This window comes from Paenibacillus sp. MCAF9, from assembly GCF_052114265.1.
Taxonomy (GTDB): Bacteria; Bacillota; Bacilli; order Paenibacillales; family Paenibacillaceae; genus Pristimantibacillus.
On sequence record NZ_JBFREL010000017.1, the window covers coordinates 80,059 to 99,615 of the forward strand.

The window sequence follows — 19,557 nt, forward strand, 5'->3', positions numbered from 1 at the left end:
ATCATAGTTCTGCTAAGTCGTTTGAACAAGAGAAAAGAAGATTGCACAAAGAAGATCGGGGGGGGAAAAGCGGTGTAAAGCGAGTATCTGATATGTTTCTCCCTTTATTGTACGAGGTAGCTCCATAACCAAAAAGAAGGTTGATTATGTTATTAAGGGATAAATATCTCTTATTCTTTGAAAATGGGTTTTTATTTCAACTTCATAGAAACCAGAATCGTTTAATATTATCCTTCTATAGCCATTTATCCCCTCTGAGTTCTTTATTAGAAAAAGGTATCACAGCACAAAAAAACACGCTAAACTATAGCGTGTTTAACATAAATGCCTTGTGAATTTTCGAAAATCTTACTCTAATGAAACGATCAATACGTTCTATTCAATACTTTTCAATGATTCAATCATATTAATTTGAGAAACTTTTCGCCGAAGCAGTAAATTAGAAAGCGTAGTAAGCAAGAACGCAAGCAGGATAGAAACTAACAGGATCGTTATGTTTAATTTATCTGGGATTTGCTGATGGGGACTCGACAATGCCTGAACAATAATGGTGTAGATATAGCCGCTGATCGGTAACGCTACAATGACCGCAAAGGCGGTTAAAATGATATTTTCGGAAAAGATAAGCCGGTTTATTTTATTTTTTTGATAGCCTAATACCTTCAGTGTTGCAAGCTCACGAATCCTTTCATAAATGTTAATGGAAGATATCGTATAGATAGCCCCAAAGGAGAGTATGACCGCACAAATGATAAACATAATAAATACAAAACTATTTTGCCTCAAAATATATTGCGCGGATTTCTTTAGATCATCCTTATCTGCGATTGAGTCTACACGTTGATCCTGCTCAAAGAAATTACGAACGCTTATCAGATCTGCGGAGCTGTTCGCTTTAACTAAAACCGAGGTTGGGCGATAGTCTATGCCTAAACTATTCATATATTCGGGCGTGCTATAAAACGAAGGATTCGAATATTGGTTAGATATTTTTAAAACCTTCATGTTCACCGATTTTTGGTTAAGCTCTGGTGCTGTAAATTCCATTTGGATTGTATCGCCTTCAGCTATATGATACTTGTCAGCGTAAGATTTGGGTATTAGTACACCATTGTTTTCTAAACGAATTCTTTGATCATTTTCATCAAAGAAATGAATAAGGTCGTTTTCTTTTTCCGTAACAACTAATGTGGCATTTTCTTTGACATCTTCTTTTATAAAGGCAACAGGAAAGGTGGATAATCTATGACTTTTTGCAATATTGGAAGGGAGATTAATCGAATCAGAAGATGTTCCTATTGCATAATCGACTCTCAAATCATAGGTATACACCTCTTCAACTTGATCAGCCACCTTCACCAAAGACATTTGTGTGCCAAATGCAGTGATCAATAAAACAGTGCTTACAACAACACCAACGGAGCTCGCTAAAGCTTTTTGTTTATTTAAAAATATATTTCTCAAAATGAGCTTATGACTGTAGGAAATTCGGCTCCAAATACCCGGAATTTTTTCAATGAGCAGCTTCTTCATCTTCTTTGGCGGTTTAGGACGCATCGCCTGGGCTGCACGTTCATTTAATATCGTTCTGCCACTAAAGTAACATGACAGGATTCCAAAAGCGCTGGAGAAAATAATAGGAGGAATAATAGAAAATATTGAAAGTGTGAATGAAATATCAGGCATAGAGTAAGCTCTTGCATTCGACGCTGTAATTAATGGAATAAATACAATAGCGGATATGACATAACCAAGGATAGAACCTATGATGCTTGCCAGCACAGGATACCCCATATAATGAAGCATAATATTTCTGTTTTTTACACCTAATGCTTTCATAATACCTACTTGGTTTCTTTGTGAATCTATAATTCTCGACATCGTAAGGAACAGAATAACCGCTTCAATTAAAAAGAGAACGAGAGGTATAACCTTACTCATCAATTTATTATTATGTATCGTTTGATTTAATTGAGAGTAATTGAAAGAGCGTTCTTTAGTTTCTTGAGTTAAATAAGGGAGTTGTTTGGATTGAACCTCAATGGTTTGACCTATTTTATCAATATCGTAACCCTCTTGAGCCTCAATCATGACTTCATTATAGTAAAAGCCGTCTGCGATTGCAGTAATTGTCTCTTCGCCAATATAAGCGATTCCGCTGGTTTTATGGTCCTGCGTTTCATTCTTTTTGGTATGTTCAACATTCTCAATCAAGCCGCTAATTGTAAAATTAAAGTTTCTTCCATTCCTGCTAATACTGATTGTGTCACCTAGTTGTAAATGATGTTCTTTGGCATAAGCGGAATCTATTACGATTTCATCCTGTTTTGACGGGATATTGCCCGTAATAATCGTAGACGTATTTATTTCATTTTCTTCAGGAATCGAATGGATTTTTAATGTAGCTTTATAATCTTCAAAAGCTTGCGTGGCATCAAAGCTATACCGTCCTTCTATTTTATGAATACCTGCGATCTCGCTTAGACGAGCCACATCATCGCTTGAAATTTGGCTGTAGTATACATTTAAGTCGCTTAAATGATGTTCTTTAAAATAAACCTTCGTATACGCGCCAAGATTGTCGCTCAAAGTTACAAGCCCCGTGTAGAAGAAAGCTCCTACTGCGATAACCAAAACAAAAGCTATAAATTGTCCTATCGATTGTTTGATATCCCTTAATGACTTTAAAAATAATTTCATAATTACCATTCAATCCCTTCAACACTTTGTTTTTCCTGATTTATTGTGATGCTCTCTATCCTTCCGCTTTTAACCTTTATGACTTTATCAGCCATAGGAGCAATTGCAGAGTTATGTGTGACCACAACAACGCATTTTTTCGTATCTTTGTTCAAATCTTGAAGAAGCTTCAAGACAGACTTGCCCGTTACATAATCCAAAGCTCCGGTGGGCTCATCACAAAGCAATAGTAAAGGGTTTTTGGCAACCGCTCTCGCGATAGCAACTCTTTGCTGTTCCCCTCCAGATAACTGGGAAGGAAAGTTTTTGATTCGGTCTTTTAATCCCACTTTATGTAAAATATCTTTAGCGTCCAAATGGTTTTTACATACTTCCGTCGCAAATTCAACATTCTCTAGCGTGTTTAAATTCGGAATCAAATTATAAAATTGAAATACAAAACCTACCTTCTCACCACGATATTCCGTTAATTTTTTTTCGCCTAATCTTGTGATTTCATGGTCACCAACAAACACTTGACCTGAAGTAGCTGTATCCATTCCGCCAAGTATGTTCAATATTGTACTTTTACCGGCACCGCTTGCACCTAAAATGACAACGAATTCCCCCTCTGATATGGAAAAATCAACACCAGCTAGCGCCTTAATCGTCACTTCACCTATGTTGTATTCTTTCGTTACATTTTTAAAATCAATTAACTTTTTCACTACAGTCATCTCCTTGTATCCTATTTTTTAGAACATGGTTTGTTGTTTCATCGGTTAACTTATGGAGGCAACGCCCAATCGCTGCACTATTCTTCCATCATATACCATCCAAAAGAAATGACCTTCCCTCAGTCGATGTATTTTGCTCTCCGTCTTCAGAAGGAGTTTGATCGATCTATTGTCAAGGTATCGCCAACAAAATCTGATGATAGCCCCTCAGTTATGATTGTTACTCCACTTGCTCACAAAAAAAAAGGAGCAGCCTGTAATAGGCTACTCCTCTTGAATAATACCTTTTCACTTAAGCTTCAGCTCAATTTCTTAATCAGTTTGTCCACTCGTTTTCGTTTTGTATCCTTTTCAATATCGCCCAGTCGTGAGGAAAGCGTCTTTATGAAAAGGTCTTTGTTATTATCGTTAACGATGGCTATTGCATTCTCCGCATACATTGGAAGCTGATTGGTCGGACATTTCTTAAGCTGTTCGATGAGTAATGTGAATGCATGATCCGCATATGGTTTGATCGAACAAAGTTTAATCAAAATATTTACTCCGTGATCTTTGGTGATTACCGAACCTTTGTCCGTAATATCAACAATTTTTTCTAGTGCTAAATATATAACTTCCGGATTTTCAAGAGTTATTGCATCTAGTGCTGTCATAGCCCCCCAAACAAGTCGATTGTTTCCATCATCAAGCAATGTTACGAACTCTTTGCTGTATTCAGCAATTAATGATGGCCTCAGATCTCCTATCTCATAGAGAACTTTAATGCAATCACTTTGGATGTTCTTGTCATTGTTATGCAAGTTATCAACTAGCTCTATTACCGCTCCCTTATCATCTCGATCGGCAATATATTTCGCCAGCTCCTGGTTAGGACCTTCGTCTTTGCGGTTAAGTGAAGCTGCTAATTTGTCGATTATGGTCATCTGTTTCACTCCTTCAAAAAATCTATTGCATAATTTAATTCCACGTCCTGCCCATCGATATATTTCATCTTAAACGTTTGCTCGTTCATCGGAACCGTGATATCGGGAGTTGCTCCGCCAAATCCGCGTTCATCGCTATCGCCTTGAATCGTTTTGTCTTGATTAAGTGATCGGCCATCCGGGAACTGCACGATATATCCTCCCGGCATTTTCATCTCTATAGGAGCGGACACGACTCCGAACGAACCGTTCGTGGACGCAAAGCCGATAATCTTGACATTTTGCATTCCTTTCAAGAACAAAGGCAATCCTTCCCCTGAGCTCGCGGTGTTCGAATTAATGAGGACGGCGATTTTCCCTGGAAAGTAAATCCGCGAAGGATGAACGGTTCTGGTTTCGGCGCGGTTGATTTCGAAACGACCCGTATTTCGATTGTAGTAACTGACGTATTCATAGATCTTCTTCTCGTTCACAAAATGTCCTGCCATTTGGGCAACAAGGTTGTCGTCTCCGCCCGGATTATCCCGTAAATCGATGATGATTCCCTTTACGCGTTTCTCTTGAAACTCTTTTAATAGGTCGTCCAGCGCTTGCGCAGGATCGGATTGTGTCGTTCCGGGAAGAAAATATCTGATCTTCACGTGCCCGTATTCCTCCCGAAGGATCTCGCCTTCTACGGGAGGATCTTCTTTTTTCAGCTTAATTTTCGTTTTCCTCAAGGTCTCGTATTGATCGTCGTAGGCTGTAAGCGTCGCATTCTTGCTCGATTCATCATCCCGATTCCGAAATTCGACTTGGATTTCTTTGCCGATTGGAGCTCTTGCCAAGAAACGCCCTTGATTTTGAATTCGATCTCCTTCGGTTGCCGATGGGTTCTCGCTCCAGGACGTTTGGTCCAATGCTTCCCGAACGTTTTTCCCGTCCCACGAAATGATTTCGGCTCCGAGTTTGATTCCGCTTTTGTCAGCCAGGCTGCCAGCTAACAGTAAGCTAACCAATACCTTGCCGTTATCCAATTGAACGGCGCTAATTCCGACTCCGCCGCCGACTTCATTTTTAAACGTGTTATTATCGTCGTACAGATGTTCATTCGCGATTTCGATATGGCCGTCGCGGAAAGAAAAGAGGTAATCCCTTAAAGTTTTATAGTAGAGGCTCGGATCATGGTTGCTTTCCGCTTGGAGGAAAAGAGGCTCGTATTTCTTTTTCTTTGCCTCCCAATCGATTTTTTTCCAGTCTCCAAAAGGGTACTCGGCGGACAACCTTTCGTTCATCGCGATAAAAGCTTTGGAATAGCTCTTATGGCTTAAATCGCTCACCGGATTGTAACGAACTTCTCCCGCAACGGTTAATGCCAATAGCGTAGGAAGGGTACCAATGACGCAAACGATAACCATGACGATGCGAAATTTCGAAGACATCGGCTTAATGGCCGGTTTAAAGACTCTTCTCGCAGTACTTAAGAATAGGATGGCCGTAGAGGAGTAAATCAACAGAGCCAGTAAAGAGGAGTCGCCTTTCATAAGGCTAATAATCGCAATGATTACACCTGCGCTCGGTATAAAATCCAACCAGCGGTTATTTTTGAGAATGGGCCAAGCATACCTCAGCAAGACGAACAAGTTTAATGCACATAAAATCATTTCCCAGACAGTCAACCATTTCAATGAATCGAAAACATCTTGAATAAAGCTCATCGTTTCTATTCCTCCGATCAGTTATATGTGAATCGAACTGAGTGTATTGGAGAAATATGAACGGAGCGTGAACTTATTTGCAAATGGCGGAATCGTTATGCAAGGCAGCGGGAAGCATCACGGTAAACGTCGTGCCCAGTCCGACGGTGCTCTTCACCTCTATGCTTCCGCGATGGAGAGCAACGATTTTGTGGGAGATGGCAAGACCGAGACCATTGCCGCTTCGGTCTTGGGCCCGCGACTTGTCCGCTTTGTAGAAGCGCTCGAAAATAAAGCTTAAATCGTCCGGCGCAATGCCGATCCCGGAATCGCTTAGCGTAACGGCAATCTCATGAGGATGAGGCCGGCTGATCGCGATGAGAACTTGACCGGCGCGGGGCGTGAACTTGATGGCATTCCCTAGCAAATTCATCCAAACTTGATTGAGTTGATCCCGGTCGGCCGTTATTTCTACGCCGGCTCCCGAAGGGGACTCTATGTCGACGCGAATGCTTTTGGCCGACCACTGGGGCTCGCACGCAACGATTACTCGTCGAATTTGCTCATCTAGTTTATACGATTCTATCTCGAACGGATGATGATCCGATTCGAGGGAAGCGAGCTTCAGCAGATTATCGCTGAGTCTGGATAATCTGTCGCTCTCGGAAACGATTATATCCAAGTATTGGACGCGATCGTCCTCCGCAATAACCAGATTGCCATCTTTTAGCGCCTTCGCGAATCCGGAGATGGAAGTTAACGGCGATTGGATTTCATGGGATACATTTGATACGAAATCCTGTCGCATCCGCTCCAATTGCTTGATTTCTAGGGCCATGTCGTTAATGCTCCGCGAGAGAGTTCCGAGCTCGTCTCCGCGATTGATTTTCAACTCAACCTCAAAGTCCCCTTTGGCCAACCGCTTAGTCGCATCCGTCATCGCTTGAAGAGGCTTCACTAGGTATCTGCCGGCAATGAGAATGCACAAGCTTCCGATCGCAAGCATGAGGAACAGAATAGTGAATAATAATCGGAAGATCGTAATTTCGTTCTTGGAAGAGCTCTGCAAAATTAAAGCATAATGTTTTCCTTCGGATGAAAACGGAAGGCCGACGAACGTACCGTTATCTTTTCCATGCGAACGGTAAGGCTCTCCTCGTAGTACCATGCGAACCGATTCCGAGTTAATCGCTTCGACCTTCTTGCCTTTGGTCGGGACATAGGAGTTCATCCCGCCATTGTCGTCGTAAAGCTGCAAGGTATAGGAAACCAATTCAGCCATATCATTCATGAACACATCCAAATCCGGAGGATTCGTTTGCTCGTACACGCGTATTATACGATCTCCAGCCGCGATCATATCGTTTTTACCCGTAGCGTTCAGATCATTCTGAAATAGAGCAAGGGCGAGAAGAAGGGATGAGACCAAGCTGATGACGATGGCGGCCAGAAAAGTCAGCACAACGCGAACGTATAACGATTTCATCCCGGATTCACTCCCAGACGATAGCCGACACTGCGTGCCGTTTCAATGCGAAAATGGCGGACGTCCCCGGCAAAGCGTTCCCGAAGCCGCTTGATATGTACATCGACGGTTCGGTCGTCGCCTTCGTAATCCATGCCCCAAATCTGGGTGATCAGCTGCTCTCTCGTAAATATCTGCCCCGGGTGGCCGGCAAGCATGAACAGCAGCTCGAATTCTTTTAGCGGCAACGCTAATTCCTCTTCTCCCCGCATGACCTTATACGTTTTCCGATTCAGCACGATTTCGCCCAATGATATGACCTGGGACGAGGCAATACGGGATCGCTTCAGTAACGCTTTAACCCGCATAACAAGCTCAACCGGATCAAACGGCTTCGTCATATAATCGTCGGTCCCGAGCTGGAAGCCTTTTATCTTTTGACCCGATTCGCCCTTGGCCGTTACCATCAGAAGCGGAATGTCGGGATCGCTTTTCCGAATTTCTCTGCACAAATCCCATCCGTCCATATGCGGCATCATAATGTCGAGGATGACCAGATCGATTCCCGAACCTTTGACGATAGCATGCGCATCGATGCCGTTGTCCGCCTCTGTCAAATAGAATCCTTCATTCTTCAAATAAAGGCGCATCAAGGCGCGAATGTTAGGATCATCGTCCACGATAAGAATATTGACCATATAAACAATCCTCCACTTGGAAAACGATAGCCTTACGTTTGAATGTTGAACGCTGCAATCCCCACCTTATATTCACTGGACGGACCACGCGGTGGCATGCGTACAACATCAGAAGCACAATATAAAAAGCAGCCAAAGCGAATACAATACGGCTGCTTTAAAAGTATAACATCTTCTGATTGTCTGGAGCTTTAAAACACAGTTTTCTGGTAAAAAAATGAACCAAGCATTGTGACATCACAACGATTGGTTCATAACCATCAAACACGATTTCTATGATTACGGACTATTCCATACTGTACTAGGAACCTCTCGACGCAGCACAGGGACCACTTCAGTAGCAAATCGTTCAATTTGCTCACGTTGCTCCATTTCTGACAAGCCATCTACACTGATGCTGACCACTTGGTGCCCGTAAGCTTCATGATAGTTTAAAATCTTCTCGATCACTTTATCAGCGCTGCCGATCAAGGCAGGCCCATTTTGTACATTGTCCTCGAGGTCTTTGAAAGGCGAGTTGTTGTGCTGCGATGCAGCCGTAGCATGGAAAGCATCGTAATAGGGCCTATATCGTTTGACGGCTTCCTCTGTGGTGTTCGCCAGATATAAGCTTCCAAATCCCGAGCCAACCATTGCTTTTTGAGGATCATGGCCATAATGGGCCAATCTCTCGCGATAATGATCGATTAATGCTTTATATTTAGCCTGTGGGTGAAACGTATTGGAGGAAAAAATCGGTTCACCATATTTCGCAGCCAATTCGGTCGACAGCGTGCTAGATGCGCTTCCATGCCAGACCGGAATTGAATGCTGAAAGGGTCTTGGCTCGGTAGTCACATTTTCAAGCGGTGAACGGTAGCGCCCCTGCCAGGTTACGTTCTCTTCATGCCACAAGCGCTTCAGTAGTGCATACCGCTCTGCAAGGGATTCCCATTGTTCGTCTTCGGTAATTCCAAAAAGCGGATAATGGCGAGGGTCGTTTCCTTTGCCAATAATCATCTCGAGTCGACCTCCCGAGAGATGGTCCAGTGTGGCATAGTCCTCAGCAACACGCACTGGGTCGAGAACGCTTAGAACGGTGACCGTTGTAAGCAAACGGATCTTTACGGTTCTGGCAGCAATCGCGGTCAGAACGACTGGTGGCGAAGATGAGATAAACGGTGCTCCATGCCGCTCTCCAATTCCATAAGCATCAAAGCCAAGTTCTTCGGCAAGGACAGCCTGTTTAAGTACGTTCTCAAATTTCTGGTGGGTGGTCAATGTTTCCCCGCTTACAGCATTCGGTATGTTCATCATTAGGCTAAACAAAGCAAATTTCAAGATTTGCACTCTCCTCTCTAAGCCGGACTCAATCGCTAATAAGCTCTTTTCAAACCTACCCTTTGTGAACATAAAAAAAAGCATGGATTTAATAATCCATGCTTCCGGTTGTCCAGACAGCTTGTAATTCCGATGAGTTTAATATGTTTTATATTTTTTAAGTTATCATCGTTGCACAGCATTGTCAATCAACGCTTTTTGACCCTTCTTCTTGGGGTTTTATCCTTTATTCGTCGCGGCTCACACGAAAACCTTGATCGGGACCCATGCCATTTGCCTCAAAATTGCTCAGATAAGATAACTCGCCAACATCACCAAGCCAGCCCCCGCCCTTCACAACTCGGGTAGAATTACTATTGCTTTCTGAGTCTCCAAACCCGTTCCAGCACCATTCCCTTACATTGCCTGACATGTCGTAAAGCCCTAACTCGTTGGGTTTCTTGACACCGATGGATTTTGTTTTGTTATGGTTGCTCTCTACTATAGGCCAGTTCCATTCTCCTGATAACATTTTATCTCCAGCGTTTTTCCAATACCATGCGACATCATCTGCATTATTGCTTCCGCTGTAGGTGTAACTTTTGCTCTTCTGACCACCGCTTGCAGCATATTGCCACTCTGCTTCTGTCGGCAATCGGTAACCATTCGCTCCTGCATTGATCGTTACTGTCCATTTTAGATTATCGTTTTCACTTGTATTTTTCGGATCTTTATTATTCTTGTCTATGGAGTAATACGGTGTTAATCCCTCTTTGATACTCCTCTTATTACAATACTCCACAACGTCATACCAACTCACCATTTCTACTGGCAAATTGTCGCCTTTAAATTCCGAGGGATTGCTCCCCATAATCTCAATCCACTCTTTTTGAGTTACCTCATATTTGCCGATATAAAAATTCGATAATGCTACTTTTTCCCCATAGTAGTTGGACTTCTTGTTCATAAACGGTCCGCCCTTGACTAAGACAAAGTCATCTGGTATTTTATTCGAAGTTTTATCAGGCTTTTCTTGCGAACAAGCACTGACAACAACCATTATTGCTATGATAAGAAAAACGATTAGTTTTCTCATTGTTATATCTCCTTTAAACGTTTAGGAAAAATTATAGTCCGTAACAGACTACAACTCTCCTCTGGCAGCATCGAGGAGCGTTTATCTTATGGGAAACGATCCTCAATGCGTCCAAACTGAAGGATCCAACTGGATGGATTCTAAAAGATAATAGTCAAGTAGCATGTAGGTTCTATCATTTTTTGAAATAGATAAGGCCGCAGGCTGTGAGACCGAGCGACCTTAACATTATCAAAAGATTAAACACATTCTCAACACACTAGATTCATCGTGCGCCAATTCATCGCCCTAATTGTAGCTGAACGGTTACCAAACCGTGACGTTAGAGCTGCCACTGCTTTGATATCCTTCTGTCGCTAACACCTGGTAGGACCAGCTGCTTCCGAGGTTCATTCCTTTACTCTGCCATGCACTTACGTGGTTGCCAAAAGTGATAGCGACGTTGCTGCCTGTCGCTCTCTTAGACTGGCGGACACTCCAGAACTGGGTGAACGTTTTTGTGCCGTCAATGGAAGGTGCATTGACTCGTTGCGTCGTATAAATATCGTATGTTCCTCCATCACTGGACACTGTGCCTTTAAATGTTCCTGTAGGTCTATAAGTGCCCCAGCTATCAACGACGTAATATTCAATGAGTGAGTTTCTTGTCCATCCATAGAGAGTCAAATACCCATTGCCGGACGGCGCCCAGACGCCGGCATTATAGTTTATTGTTCTAGATGGCGATCCAGTATTCCAGCCTTTACCAACCACAAAATTTCCGGTGTTTGACCAGCTGACACTGTAATTCCCACCAGATCCATTAGTAGCATTAACTGTACCGCCACCATCGGTCCAGTTTTGCCAGTAGTCTGTCGCTGCACTTGCGGATACTGCAAACAAGCTGGAAATACTCATTGAAGCTGCAATAACTAGCGTAAACACTTTCTTTTTAAACTTAAACATATATTATTACCTCCTAAAATTTAGTGTTTGTTACTGCTTGCCTACACACTACTTGAATATTACCTTTTATAAATTTTTATAAATCTCTCTCCTTTCATTGTTTGTCGGTTGTTTTTCCTTGCAGTACAGTTCGTAACTTGTCCTGTTTCAAAAAACGTGAAATCTGTCCCTCCTATCTAAAGGAATTTTTCTTTCAACACAAGACAATTCATGTCTTGATTAACTAAATTATAGAAAGTAAGCGCATACATTACAACTTAACAAATTATAGATTTGCCCCCACATATTAACTAATATTTTGAAACGCTCAAGGAACCAAGGTCTGCACCCGCCCCTCAATATCGTCAGCATTCCCTTTTTTAAAGTAAGATCTATCAAAAGAGCCCCTATCATTCCGCTTGGAATGACAGGGGCCCTTCGCTATAACCTATTAAACAAATGCAAGATACGGAACTACAAGTGCTAAATTGAGTTAGCCTTCAACTGTTATTCTCGGCTTGGTCATCTTGTTATTCCACTTTGCTTAGAGCAAGCTTGGAGAACAGATCTTGAAATACCGCGTCACGGTCAATATAGCTTGCACAGCGTATCAAATGTCTTGTGCTATCCGTGCTCCAGCGGAAATCCTCGGAGATGATTGGGCTTGGAATAAGCCGCGAAGGAACCCACTTGGGCTGATTCAGCCATGCGATAACCGAGATATCCCATATCACTCTGGAATAGGCGAAATGATCATCCTTGCAGTTTTTGTACGTCTCATAGAGGTACTCTCCAATTGCGCCGGAAGGCTTTACATAATCTCTAACCTCCGATAGTGTCGTGCGAAGGTTTGAAGCCACTCCCATGCATGGGATAAGGACCAATGGCACTCCGCAGTTCATTACGGTTCTCGATGCGTAGAGATCCTGTTCGAGATTAAATTCGCGAGTGTCAGGCCAATCCAGTGCATGGCCTCCCAGCCAGACTACAACGATGCGCTCAATGATTCGCGGCTCTAGCAGAATGGCACTCGCAATATTCGTAATGGCACCGATACCGACTACATATAATGGATCATTCTTATCGCTTGCCATTGCGCGTTCTACTAGGTTTAGAGCTGCCTCGCTGCGAATCGGGGAGCTATCAGTAGGCAAATAAGCTTCGGAGCCGCGATAGACTGGGACATCCTCTCGATTCATTAACTTAAGAATGCGAATGATTTCCTTATAGCTTTTTTCCATCCCGTCATCGGGCCCCGTAGAGAGCTCATTATGAAACGGTGCTGCATATAGAGCCTGAAGCTCTATTTTTTCTGGTGACAATAGCGCATAAATAACTGCAAATTGGTCGTCGATCTCGTTAAAAGTATCCGTATCGAGCACCATCCTAACTCTACTGCCCGGTGCCTCCAATTTGCAAACCAGCTCATCTACGGGCAATGCCCCGAAATCTAGACCCATATCATCTACCTCCATTTATATAATGAATTGGCTTTTCAGCCATGCTATAATGAATTCATTTTATAAATAATTTAAATAATGTAGTAGCATCATACGGTCGTTCTATATCACGAATTGGCTACGATGACAGGAGAGCTATGAATGGCAGCCTCATTGGATTTCTTTTATCAAGAAACGAGAGCGAAGCATGAGCATATTGCAATGCATCACCATCAGTGTTATGAGCTGGTTTATTACGACTGCGGTCAGGGGACAACTCGAATCGGGGATGCCGAACATGTTTTCAAGGCAGGTGATTATGCGATAATTGCACCCTGCACGCCTCACGATGAACGGCATGGCAAGCAGTCGAAGGTTATGTTTACGGGATTCACCAGCACCATCTATCCTCCCTTGAAAGAAGGAATCTACCAGGATTCCCCGTCAAGGCCTATTCTTGGCCTCATGCAGATGATGGCCAAAGAGCTTCGTGATAAGCCCCCCTTCTATAAGCAATTGCTCGATAATTTGATTTCGCGTCTATATTTGGAGGTACTTCGGGCTCAACCTTCCCAAGAACCAGATAGCCGCCATAACATTATCCGATTCGCCCAGGCTTTCATCGATGAGTACTATACGCAGAAAATTGACTTCCAAGCTCTTGCCGACCAATCTGGTTATAGCTATGATCGGTTTCGTCATTTATTCAAAGAGAAGATGAGGTTATCTCCCAGCCAATATATTTTGCAGCGTAGGATCGAGCATGCCAAAACATTGCTTAGGCATACCCCCTTGCAAATATCGGTTATCGCGATGGAATGCGGCTTTTCGACGGATGCGCAGTTTTGCAGCCTGTTTAAGCGGGAAACGGAAATAACCCCGAAGCAGTATAGAGAGCTCGCCGGTGATTAGAGGTGAATGAGTAACTTATTTTCATAACGTATTAAGCCGTAGTTCATAAAAATACTGCACAATGGGATGCTTTAACTTCATCTTCTCGCCCATGTTTAAAAGCCGCTTTTTCCCAATTCGTCTGTCCACCAAAGCTAGAATATTCAATAAAATATCATTGCTCTCTAGGCTTTCCTCTATAGAAGTGGATAAAAACTTATTAGCGACAACGACAAAATTTGATTTACTTAATGATGATTGTGCTGAAAAAATTTCCTTAGCATATTCGGATAGTTTTCTGCTTCTTGCCATTACTTTTAGACGATCCTCAGGAACTTTCCCATTGGTATCTTTTCTCACCGTTTCAATTTCCTCATGGTTGATAGGAATTTCGATAGCTGAATCATTCTTAATTTCCAGCTCCGTCTGATACCATCTAATTAAGGTAGTGCTATCACTCATACTGAGTACGTTCTTTTTATCTACCGCAATATAACATTGACCTGCTTTGTCAGGTAAATAACGATAGCTGGTTGCACGATATTCGAACCTGCCATGTAAAGCAGGAGAGAGAAAACTCTCAAGCTGTTGCTTCAATTTGCTCCAGGACATATTGCCTCCTAATTTCTATGTTCTATATTATAGATACCTATTGAGGGATTCGTAGCATGAAAAAACCTCCACCGCTGTGAGTGGAGGCCAACATAACGCTTGTTATCCATTATAACAAATTCTAACGTTTATTGACGGTTTCTAAATATTACCCTATCGAGCGCTGCTGAACCGATCCATCACTTAATCTCAGCCAAGTATCAAACGTTCTGGATCCCTGTTGCAATTCAATCACTCTTGCACCAATTGGAATATCCGTATCCCATATAATATAGCTTGAAGAGCGTCCATAACAAAGGCGAATGCCATGATGCTCGCCCGAATAATCATTTCCGTGATCATGCCCTGCAAAGGTCCCCATAACATCGCCCATCTCTACCATTGCGGAAAATAAACCGCTGTTAATACGAGGGCAAGAAACCTCTTCTCTTTTTTCGCCATGGCACTCGGACTTATCCCATACCTCTTGATACTCCGGCAGCGGAATATGGAAGAATGCTAGTGAAGGGATAGGTTGTCCTCCGTTCTGATCCGTGAATGTCTTCGATTGTGCCGCATACCAGTCAATTTGATCTCTGCGAATCCAATCATATCCATGAATGTGAGGCAAGGCAGAATAACTGCCGCTATCCAAAAAATATAAAGCTGCCGCGAAACGTTCATCACTACCCTGTATTCTCAATACATAATTGCCTACACCGCTGACATACTCAGCCGTCCGTTCAGCGGCGCAATAGCTATGGCTCAGTTGAATTTCCATTAGCTGTTCCCTTGTAATTCCCGCTTCCGAGTCGTGATTGCCGAAAATAGCAACCCACGGGACTTTCATCGCTTCTATAGTTGATACTACATCTCGGAATGATTGCTCTGGATTGCTGCAGCGCAAACTGCCAATGACATCACCTGCAAATACAACAAGATCAGGCTGCTCCGTCTCCATGACGGTTCGCATCATGTCAGCGGTTCGCTCATTTAGGTCAGCGGCATCATCCATATACTCGGTATCAGAAAACTGGACTATTTTGAATGTACCGTCAGTACGGAATTTTAATGCTTTATTCATTCCGAATCTCCCCAACATAATAAAATGATAGCTCCTTAATAGTAGGCTCGCCTTGCGACTTTGTCACGGTTAGAGTGACGCCTCGAACTTTAACTGGCGGAATTCGTACAATAGCCTTATGACCAATATTTTGTCCCTCATATACCGTTATGGTTCGATGCGATTTCTCTGTCATAATATTGATTTGAAAACTCAAAATATGCTCCCCAGAAGATAAATCCTCTTGAATAACAATATGATCAATCAGATGTGGATCAGCAGGCTCATAAATCCATTCATTTTGGTTGTGAGTACATTGCTCCAAGGTCGCGATGGGGCTGTCAAATCTTCTTCGAATTTCTGCGCCCATTGCAGCGAGTCGGCTTGTGTCTTTCGAAGGCAGCAAACCTTGTCTATCCGGGCCGATATTCAGCAGCAAATTCGTACCGTGCCCTACCGAATAATAGTATAAGCCTATGAGCTGATCCAGACTTTTGATCGTATGCTCGTCGCTATCGCTATAAAACCAATTCGCTCTCATCTGCACATCACATTCCGCAGGCAGCCATAGCTTATCCGTCAAAGCTTCCTTTTCCTCGGTCATGATCGAAAACTCAAGCGAATCCACGACATTCCAGCATGGAATCGGCGCAATGCCATCCTCGTTCCCGACCCACCGGAAATCAGGATCTCCCATATTAAAAATTAAAATATTCGGTTGAAGGCGGCGAATTTCTCCGATGATTCGTTTCCAATCATATTCATGATCCTCCGAGCCACAACCGTCAAACCACAAAATATCAATCTCTCCATATTGACCTAGCAGCTCTGTAATTTGATTTACAAAATAATCATCGTAAGCGCTTGCATCCTGGTTATAGAAATCCGCAGATCCGTCAAAAGGAGAATAATATAAACCAGGCTTTACATCATATTTTCGACAAGCCTCTATAAACTCCCGAACAACATCGCCCTGACCATCCTTCCATGGTGATTGTTTCGTAGAGAACGAGCTGTACTTCGACGGCCAATTAGAAAACCCATCATGATGCTTAGCCGTAAGTACAGCATAATTCATTCCGGCTTCCTTCGCCGTACGGATCCATTGCTCACAATCCAATTGCTGCGGGTTAAACAACTCGGGGGACATGCCTCTTGGATCAAAATCTACGTACCCTTCATAAAACGTTCGTAGACCAAAATGCACAAATAATCCGAACTCCCAGGATTGATATTCGAGTTGTTTCAGGCTTGGCTTAATAATAGAATTTACTGTCATCTTAAGCACCTCTTCTTCATTAATGGAGTATTTTTATTCACACTAGAAAATAACCTACTAACTCATTTTCGCTTTATTGTGATATTCATTCGAGCCAACACCAGTATATTCCTTGATTTTTTTATAAAACTAAACCAATTTCCGATACCCTACCTCTAGAAATAAAGACCACTGGAACTCAAATTGTTTTTAGGCGCAGATTGTTGGGAGTTTCATAATTTTTTGAAAAACTCCAGCTTGTATATTGAATCTACTTTTTCCAGTACATTTCGACTTTCTTGCATGAATTTTACAAGCGAAATTTTCCCCTTGTTGATGAAGACACCCGTTTTCCCCCTATTCACTCCGAATGCAGCTTCATAAAGTCGCGCAACCCCCTTGCTTGGAGCGGAAAAGAAAAGATTGCGAATCGGAATCATGTGTATTGGCATCCCCGAACTTCCGCTCATAGGTGTTTTATTGGGTCCTGGGCAAACACTCCTTATTTCGATACCTTCTACAGAAGTTGTCTGTGATGCTGCTTGCGTCCAGAGAGAAAGAGCTAGCTTTGAAGTTGCATATCCACCAATTATTTTTTTGAATTTAGTCGGATTCTCTAGTTTCTCAATTTCAAACTGTTTCACCATTAGCAAAGTATTGGAGGAGGTATTGACTATTGTTTTCATAATTCCTTTTAACAGTAGTTCTCTTAATTCCATAAAGATGATATAAGGAACTACCGCATGTACCTCGAATTGCATTTCCCGCTCCTAGTAGTTTATCTTCTCAGGCATAATACCTGCATTATTAAAAATCAAATCGATTCGTTCTTCACTCGATTTGATATCATTTAGGGATTCTCGAACAAGAGAATCGTTATTCTGGAAATTAGATCGGATCAAAGCTATTACTTGCATTCCTTCCGAGAGCAACCGTTTTGTTAATCGGAGTTGAAAACCGTAGTATACTCAAACCCATCTACAAAGCCAATAACGAAGAAATCGCATTGCTTGAGCTAGATCGTTTCGAGGAAACGTGGGGAGCAAATACCCGCTCATTGTGCTCTCCTTGCGCCAAAACTGGGACGCGCTTGCTACTTTCTTCAAGTATCCAGCAGAAATTCGAAAGATTATATACACAACCAGCATCATCGAGAGCTACCACCGTCAGCTGCGAAAGGTGACGAAAGGGAAAAGCATTTTTCCAACGGATGATACCCTATTAAAAATGCTCTATCTAGCCACCATGGACGTAACTCGTAAGTGGACAGGTCGTATGCAAAATTGGGGACAAATGCTCCTCCAGTTCAGTTATCTGTCTTCTTCCCGGATCGAATTGGTCAGTATCTCAGATAATTTCTCCCCTCGGTGAGAAAGCTGTAAAAGAGTTTACACAAAAGATTTGACAGACCCTATCAGAAAGACGTTTTAATTATAATATACTGATTTATCAGTACAATAGACAATTTTGGCGTTTATTATTACCTGACGAGTTTCTTTATCTATAAACTGTTCTGTTGTATAGGGATTATAGTAAGCTTGTCTTAATCCCTTGACATTAAAATTCAATATATTCTTTTGTTCTTTTTGATAGAAAACTCCTCTAATAAAGGCATGTACATTTTTTTTTCGTTCGAACAGAACACGTAATCTACCTTTTATTGAAACATCAAATTGAGCATCATGTAGTGCTATATCCTTAACATAAGTAATAACTCTTCTTGATTTAGCATCTCTTACTGAAAAGCATTTCTTATTAAAATGAAATGCTATTAATAATACCTGCCCATCTCTTATAGCACTAGCTTCCCCAAATATATTTTGCATACTGAATCACCCATTCTTTTATTATTGTTAATTAGTATGCTAACTACTGGGGTTTTTATAACAAGATTCCTAATAAAAGAACTAATCGTTCATAACTTAATAACCACATAAAAAAGCTATTGAATAACCAGCGTTACTATCGCGGGTCGTTCAATAGCTTAATTAATTTCTTTTTTAGATCACTATACTGTGCACACACAAGGGACAGTATCTTCTTCTAGTGATAAATATTTTTGAGCTCCTTCTCTATCTAGTATTTCTCGATACTCTCTTAATGTGAATGGTCCACCATCACGTTTTAAAATTGAAACATTTTTTTCGAAATGTGTACGGAATTGCTCTTCCATTTCTTCTTGCTCCATATAAACGTCTGGCCACGTTTTGTAAAGATGAGCGTAATGTTGAAAGCCACCTCTCACACATCTACCACCACAGTTTGCATGTGAGAACCCGAGTTCATACATAATAGGTAGCTTTATTCCCCATTTCTCTTGAATTATTTTTTTAGCATCCACTTCCTCCCGAAACGTAGTTATTAATGGAAATCTCGTTTCAACTGGCTCAAGTGGATAATGTTCATAAAAATCCTTTAAGTTTACAGCACGATGCTGCTCATGACGCCCAATACCAAAATATAAGATAGGCTCTAGGTTATGTTCAGTCCGTAATTCTTCTAAGAAAATTATAGTATGTCTAACTTTTAACTCTTCCGAACATTTTGCAAGACGCGAATTACCCATAAAACGATAATCATAAAAAACCTGCTCGGGTGTACGTCCATCTGTTCGATATGTTATTTCCATACCTAAATAATCTGATACCTCGTGCATAAATCTATAGTTATCTTCATGTTCCCACAACGTATTGGTGAAAAACAAAATACAATTTTCTCTACCATATGTTTGCACCATATGGTACGCAACATATGCTGATGACGCTCCTCCACTATACATAGCAACATGAACAGGTTTCCGGGCCATATTAAGTATCCC

At 42.0% G+C, this 19,557-nt stretch carries 17 protein-coding genes and 1 pseudogene; 2 read left to right on the forward strand and 16 right to left on the reverse strand.

Going from position 1 to position 19,557, the window contains the following annotated elements:
• Positions 1-375: 375 nt before the first annotated feature.
• The 10 genes from AB4Z45_RS22175 to AB4Z45_RS22220 all read right to left on the reverse strand — a co-directional run bounded on the left by AB4Z45_RS22175 (position 376) and on the right by AB4Z45_RS22220 (position 12,957).
• On the reverse strand, positions 376-2,700 hold the full coding sequence (locus AB4Z45_RS22175; protein WP_441911641.1) for an FtsX-like permease family protein: 2,325 nt from the start codon (positions 2,698-2,700) through the stop codon (positions 376-378).
• Positions 2,701-2,702: 2 nt separating this feature from the next.
• Complete coding sequence (locus tag AB4Z45_RS22180; protein ID WP_441911607.1) at positions 2,703-3,407, reverse strand: ABC transporter ATP-binding protein; 705 nt, start codon at positions 3,405-3,407, stop codon at positions 2,703-2,705.
• 308 nt (positions 3,408-3,715) lie between these two features.
• Positions 3,716-4,339: a hypothetical protein gene (locus tag AB4Z45_RS22185; protein WP_441911609.1), complete on the reverse strand. Its 624-nt coding sequence runs from the start codon at positions 4,337-4,339 to the stop codon at positions 3,716-3,718.
• A gap of 5 nt (positions 4,340-4,344) precedes the next feature.
• A complete protein-coding gene (locus AB4Z45_RS22190; RefSeq protein ID WP_441911611.1) occupies positions 4,345-6,036 on the reverse strand; it encodes a S41 family peptidase in 1,692 nt (563 codons plus the stop codon).
• Between the two features lie 73 nt (positions 6,037-6,109).
• On the reverse strand, positions 6,110-7,501 hold the full coding sequence (locus AB4Z45_RS22195; RefSeq protein ID WP_441911613.1) for a sensor histidine kinase: 1,392 nt from the start codon (positions 7,499-7,501) through the stop codon (positions 6,110-6,112).
• Complete coding sequence (locus AB4Z45_RS22200) at positions 7,498-8,178, reverse strand: response regulator transcription factor (RefSeq protein WP_441911614.1); 681 nt, start codon at positions 8,176-8,178, stop codon at positions 7,498-7,500. Before AB4Z45_RS22200 ends, AB4Z45_RS22195 begins: the two co-directional genes overlap by 4 nt.
• A 279-nt stretch (positions 8,179-8,457) precedes the next feature.
• Positions 8,458-9,498 carry an LLM class flavin-dependent oxidoreductase gene (locus AB4Z45_RS22205; protein WP_441911642.1) on the reverse strand — a complete coding sequence of 347 codons (1,041 nt, stop codon included), beginning with the start codon at positions 9,496-9,498 and terminating at the stop codon, positions 8,458-8,460.
• Positions 9,499-9,724: 226 nt separating this feature from the next.
• Positions 9,725-10,573 (reverse strand): formylglycine-generating enzyme family protein, encoded by an 849-nt coding sequence (locus AB4Z45_RS22210; RefSeq protein WP_441911616.1) that lies wholly within the window; start codon positions 10,571-10,573, stop codon positions 9,725-9,727.
• A 306-nt stretch (positions 10,574-10,879) separates the two neighbouring features.
• On the reverse strand, positions 10,880-11,518 hold the full coding sequence (locus AB4Z45_RS22215) for a glycoside hydrolase family 11 protein (RefSeq protein WP_076269489.1): 639 nt from the start codon (positions 11,516-11,518) through the stop codon (positions 10,880-10,882).
• A 509-nt stretch (positions 11,519-12,027) separates the two neighbouring features.
• Positions 12,028-12,957, reverse strand: a complete 930-nt coding sequence (locus AB4Z45_RS22220) for a nucleoside hydrolase (protein ID WP_441911618.1) — start codon at positions 12,955-12,957, stop codon at positions 12,028-12,030.
• A 141-nt stretch (positions 12,958-13,098) separates the two neighbouring features.
• Between AB4Z45_RS22220 and AB4Z45_RS22225 the strand changes: the two genes are divergently transcribed.
• Complete coding sequence (locus AB4Z45_RS22225) at positions 13,099-13,848, forward strand: AraC family transcriptional regulator (RefSeq protein ID WP_441911620.1); 750 nt, start codon at positions 13,099-13,101, stop codon at positions 13,846-13,848.
• 21 nt (positions 13,849-13,869) lie between these two features.
• Here AB4Z45_RS22225 and AB4Z45_RS22230 read toward each other — a convergent pair whose 3' ends face one another.
• The 4 genes from AB4Z45_RS22230 to AB4Z45_RS22245 form a co-directional block, all read right to left on the reverse strand.
• Positions 13,870-14,439, reverse strand: a complete 570-nt coding sequence (locus AB4Z45_RS22230; RefSeq protein WP_441911621.1) for an SF0329 family protein — start codon at positions 14,437-14,439, stop codon at positions 13,870-13,872.
• Positions 14,440-14,587: 148 nt separating this feature from the next.
• A complete protein-coding gene (locus tag AB4Z45_RS22235) occupies positions 14,588-15,502 on the reverse strand; it encodes a metallophosphoesterase family protein (RefSeq protein WP_441911622.1) in 915 nt (304 codons plus the stop codon).
• A complete protein-coding gene (locus AB4Z45_RS22240) occupies positions 15,495-16,760 on the reverse strand; it encodes an alpha-L-fucosidase (RefSeq protein WP_441911623.1) in 1,266 nt (421 codons plus the stop codon). The genes AB4Z45_RS22235 and AB4Z45_RS22240 overlap by 8 nt, the downstream gene beginning before the upstream one ends.
• A 212-nt stretch (positions 16,761-16,972) precedes the next feature.
• Entirely contained in the window at positions 16,973-17,500 is a 528-nt protein-coding gene (locus tag AB4Z45_RS22245; RefSeq protein WP_441911625.1) for a hypothetical protein, read from the reverse strand.
• Positions 17,501-17,706: 206 nt separating this feature from the next.
• Between AB4Z45_RS22245 and AB4Z45_RS22250 the strand changes: the two are divergent.
• Positions 17,707-18,094: pseudogene (locus AB4Z45_RS22250) on the forward strand (transposase); the annotation flags it as partial.
• A gap of 72 nt (positions 18,095-18,166) precedes the next feature.
• Here the strand turns inward: AB4Z45_RS22250 and AB4Z45_RS22255 are convergent.
• Both AB4Z45_RS22255 and AB4Z45_RS22260 read right to left on the reverse strand, forming a co-directional pair.
• Positions 18,167-18,565 carry a hypothetical protein gene (locus AB4Z45_RS22255; protein WP_441911626.1) on the reverse strand — a complete coding sequence of 133 codons (399 nt, stop codon included), beginning with the start codon at positions 18,563-18,565 and terminating at the stop codon, positions 18,167-18,169.
• Positions 18,566-18,747: 182 nt separating this feature from the next.
• Positions 18,748-19,545, reverse strand: a complete 798-nt coding sequence (locus AB4Z45_RS22260) for a phosphoadenosine phosphosulfate reductase domain-containing protein (protein WP_441911628.1) — start codon at positions 19,543-19,545, stop codon at positions 18,748-18,750.
• Between the last annotated feature and the right edge of the window lie 12 nt (positions 19,546-19,557).

Coding starts and splice junctions, on each gene's coding strand:
- AB4Z45_RS22175 (WP_441911641.1), bottom strand. CDS start 2,700: ATGAAATTATTTTTAAAGTCATTAAGGGATATCAAACAATCGATAGGA.
- AB4Z45_RS22185 (WP_441911609.1), bottom strand. CDS start 4,339: ATGACCATAATCGACAAATTAGCAGCTTCACTTAACCGCAAAGACGAA.
- AB4Z45_RS22190 (WP_441911611.1), bottom strand. CDS start 6,036: ATGAGCTTTATTCAAGATGTTTTCGATTCATTGAAATGGTTGACTGTC.
- AB4Z45_RS22195 (WP_441911613.1), bottom strand. CDS start 7,501: ATGAAATCGTTATACGTTCGCGTTGTGCTGACTTTTCTGGCCGCCATC.
- AB4Z45_RS22200 (WP_441911614.1), bottom strand. CDS start 8,178: ATGGTCAATATTCTTATCGTGGACGATGATCCTAACATTCGCGCCTTG.
- AB4Z45_RS22210 (WP_441911616.1), bottom strand. CDS start 10,573: ATGAGAAAACTAATCGTTTTTCTTATCATAGCAATAATGGTTGTTGTC.
- AB4Z45_RS22215 (WP_076269489.1), bottom strand. CDS start 11,518: ATGTTTAAGTTTAAAAAGAAAGTGTTTACGCTAGTTATTGCAGCTTCA.
- AB4Z45_RS22220 (WP_441911618.1), bottom strand. CDS start 12,957: ATGGGTCTAGATTTCGGGGCATTGCCCGTAGATGAGCTGGTTTGCAAA.
- AB4Z45_RS22225 (WP_441911620.1), top strand. CDS start 13,099: ATGGCAGCCTCATTGGATTTCTTTTATCAAGAAACGAGAGCGAAGCAT.
- AB4Z45_RS22230 (WP_441911621.1), bottom strand. CDS start 14,439: ATGTCCTGGAGCAAATTGAAGCAACAGCTTGAGAGTTTTCTCTCTCCT.
- AB4Z45_RS22235 (WP_441911622.1), bottom strand. CDS start 15,502: ATGAATAAAGCATTAAAATTCCGTACTGACGGTACATTCAAAATAGTC.
- AB4Z45_RS22240 (WP_441911623.1), bottom strand. CDS start 16,760: ATGACAGTAAATTCTATTATTAAGCCAAGCCTGAAACAACTCGAATAT.
- AB4Z45_RS22245 (WP_441911625.1), bottom strand. CDS start 17,500: ATGCAATTCGAGGTACATGCGGTAGTTCCTTATATCATCTTTATGGAA.
- AB4Z45_RS22255 (WP_441911626.1), bottom strand. CDS start 18,565: ATGCAAAATATATTTGGGGAAGCTAGTGCTATAAGAGATGGGCAGGTA.
- AB4Z45_RS22260 (WP_441911628.1), bottom strand. CDS start 19,545: ATGGCCCGGAAACCTGTTCATGTTGCTATGTATAGTGGAGGAGCGTCA.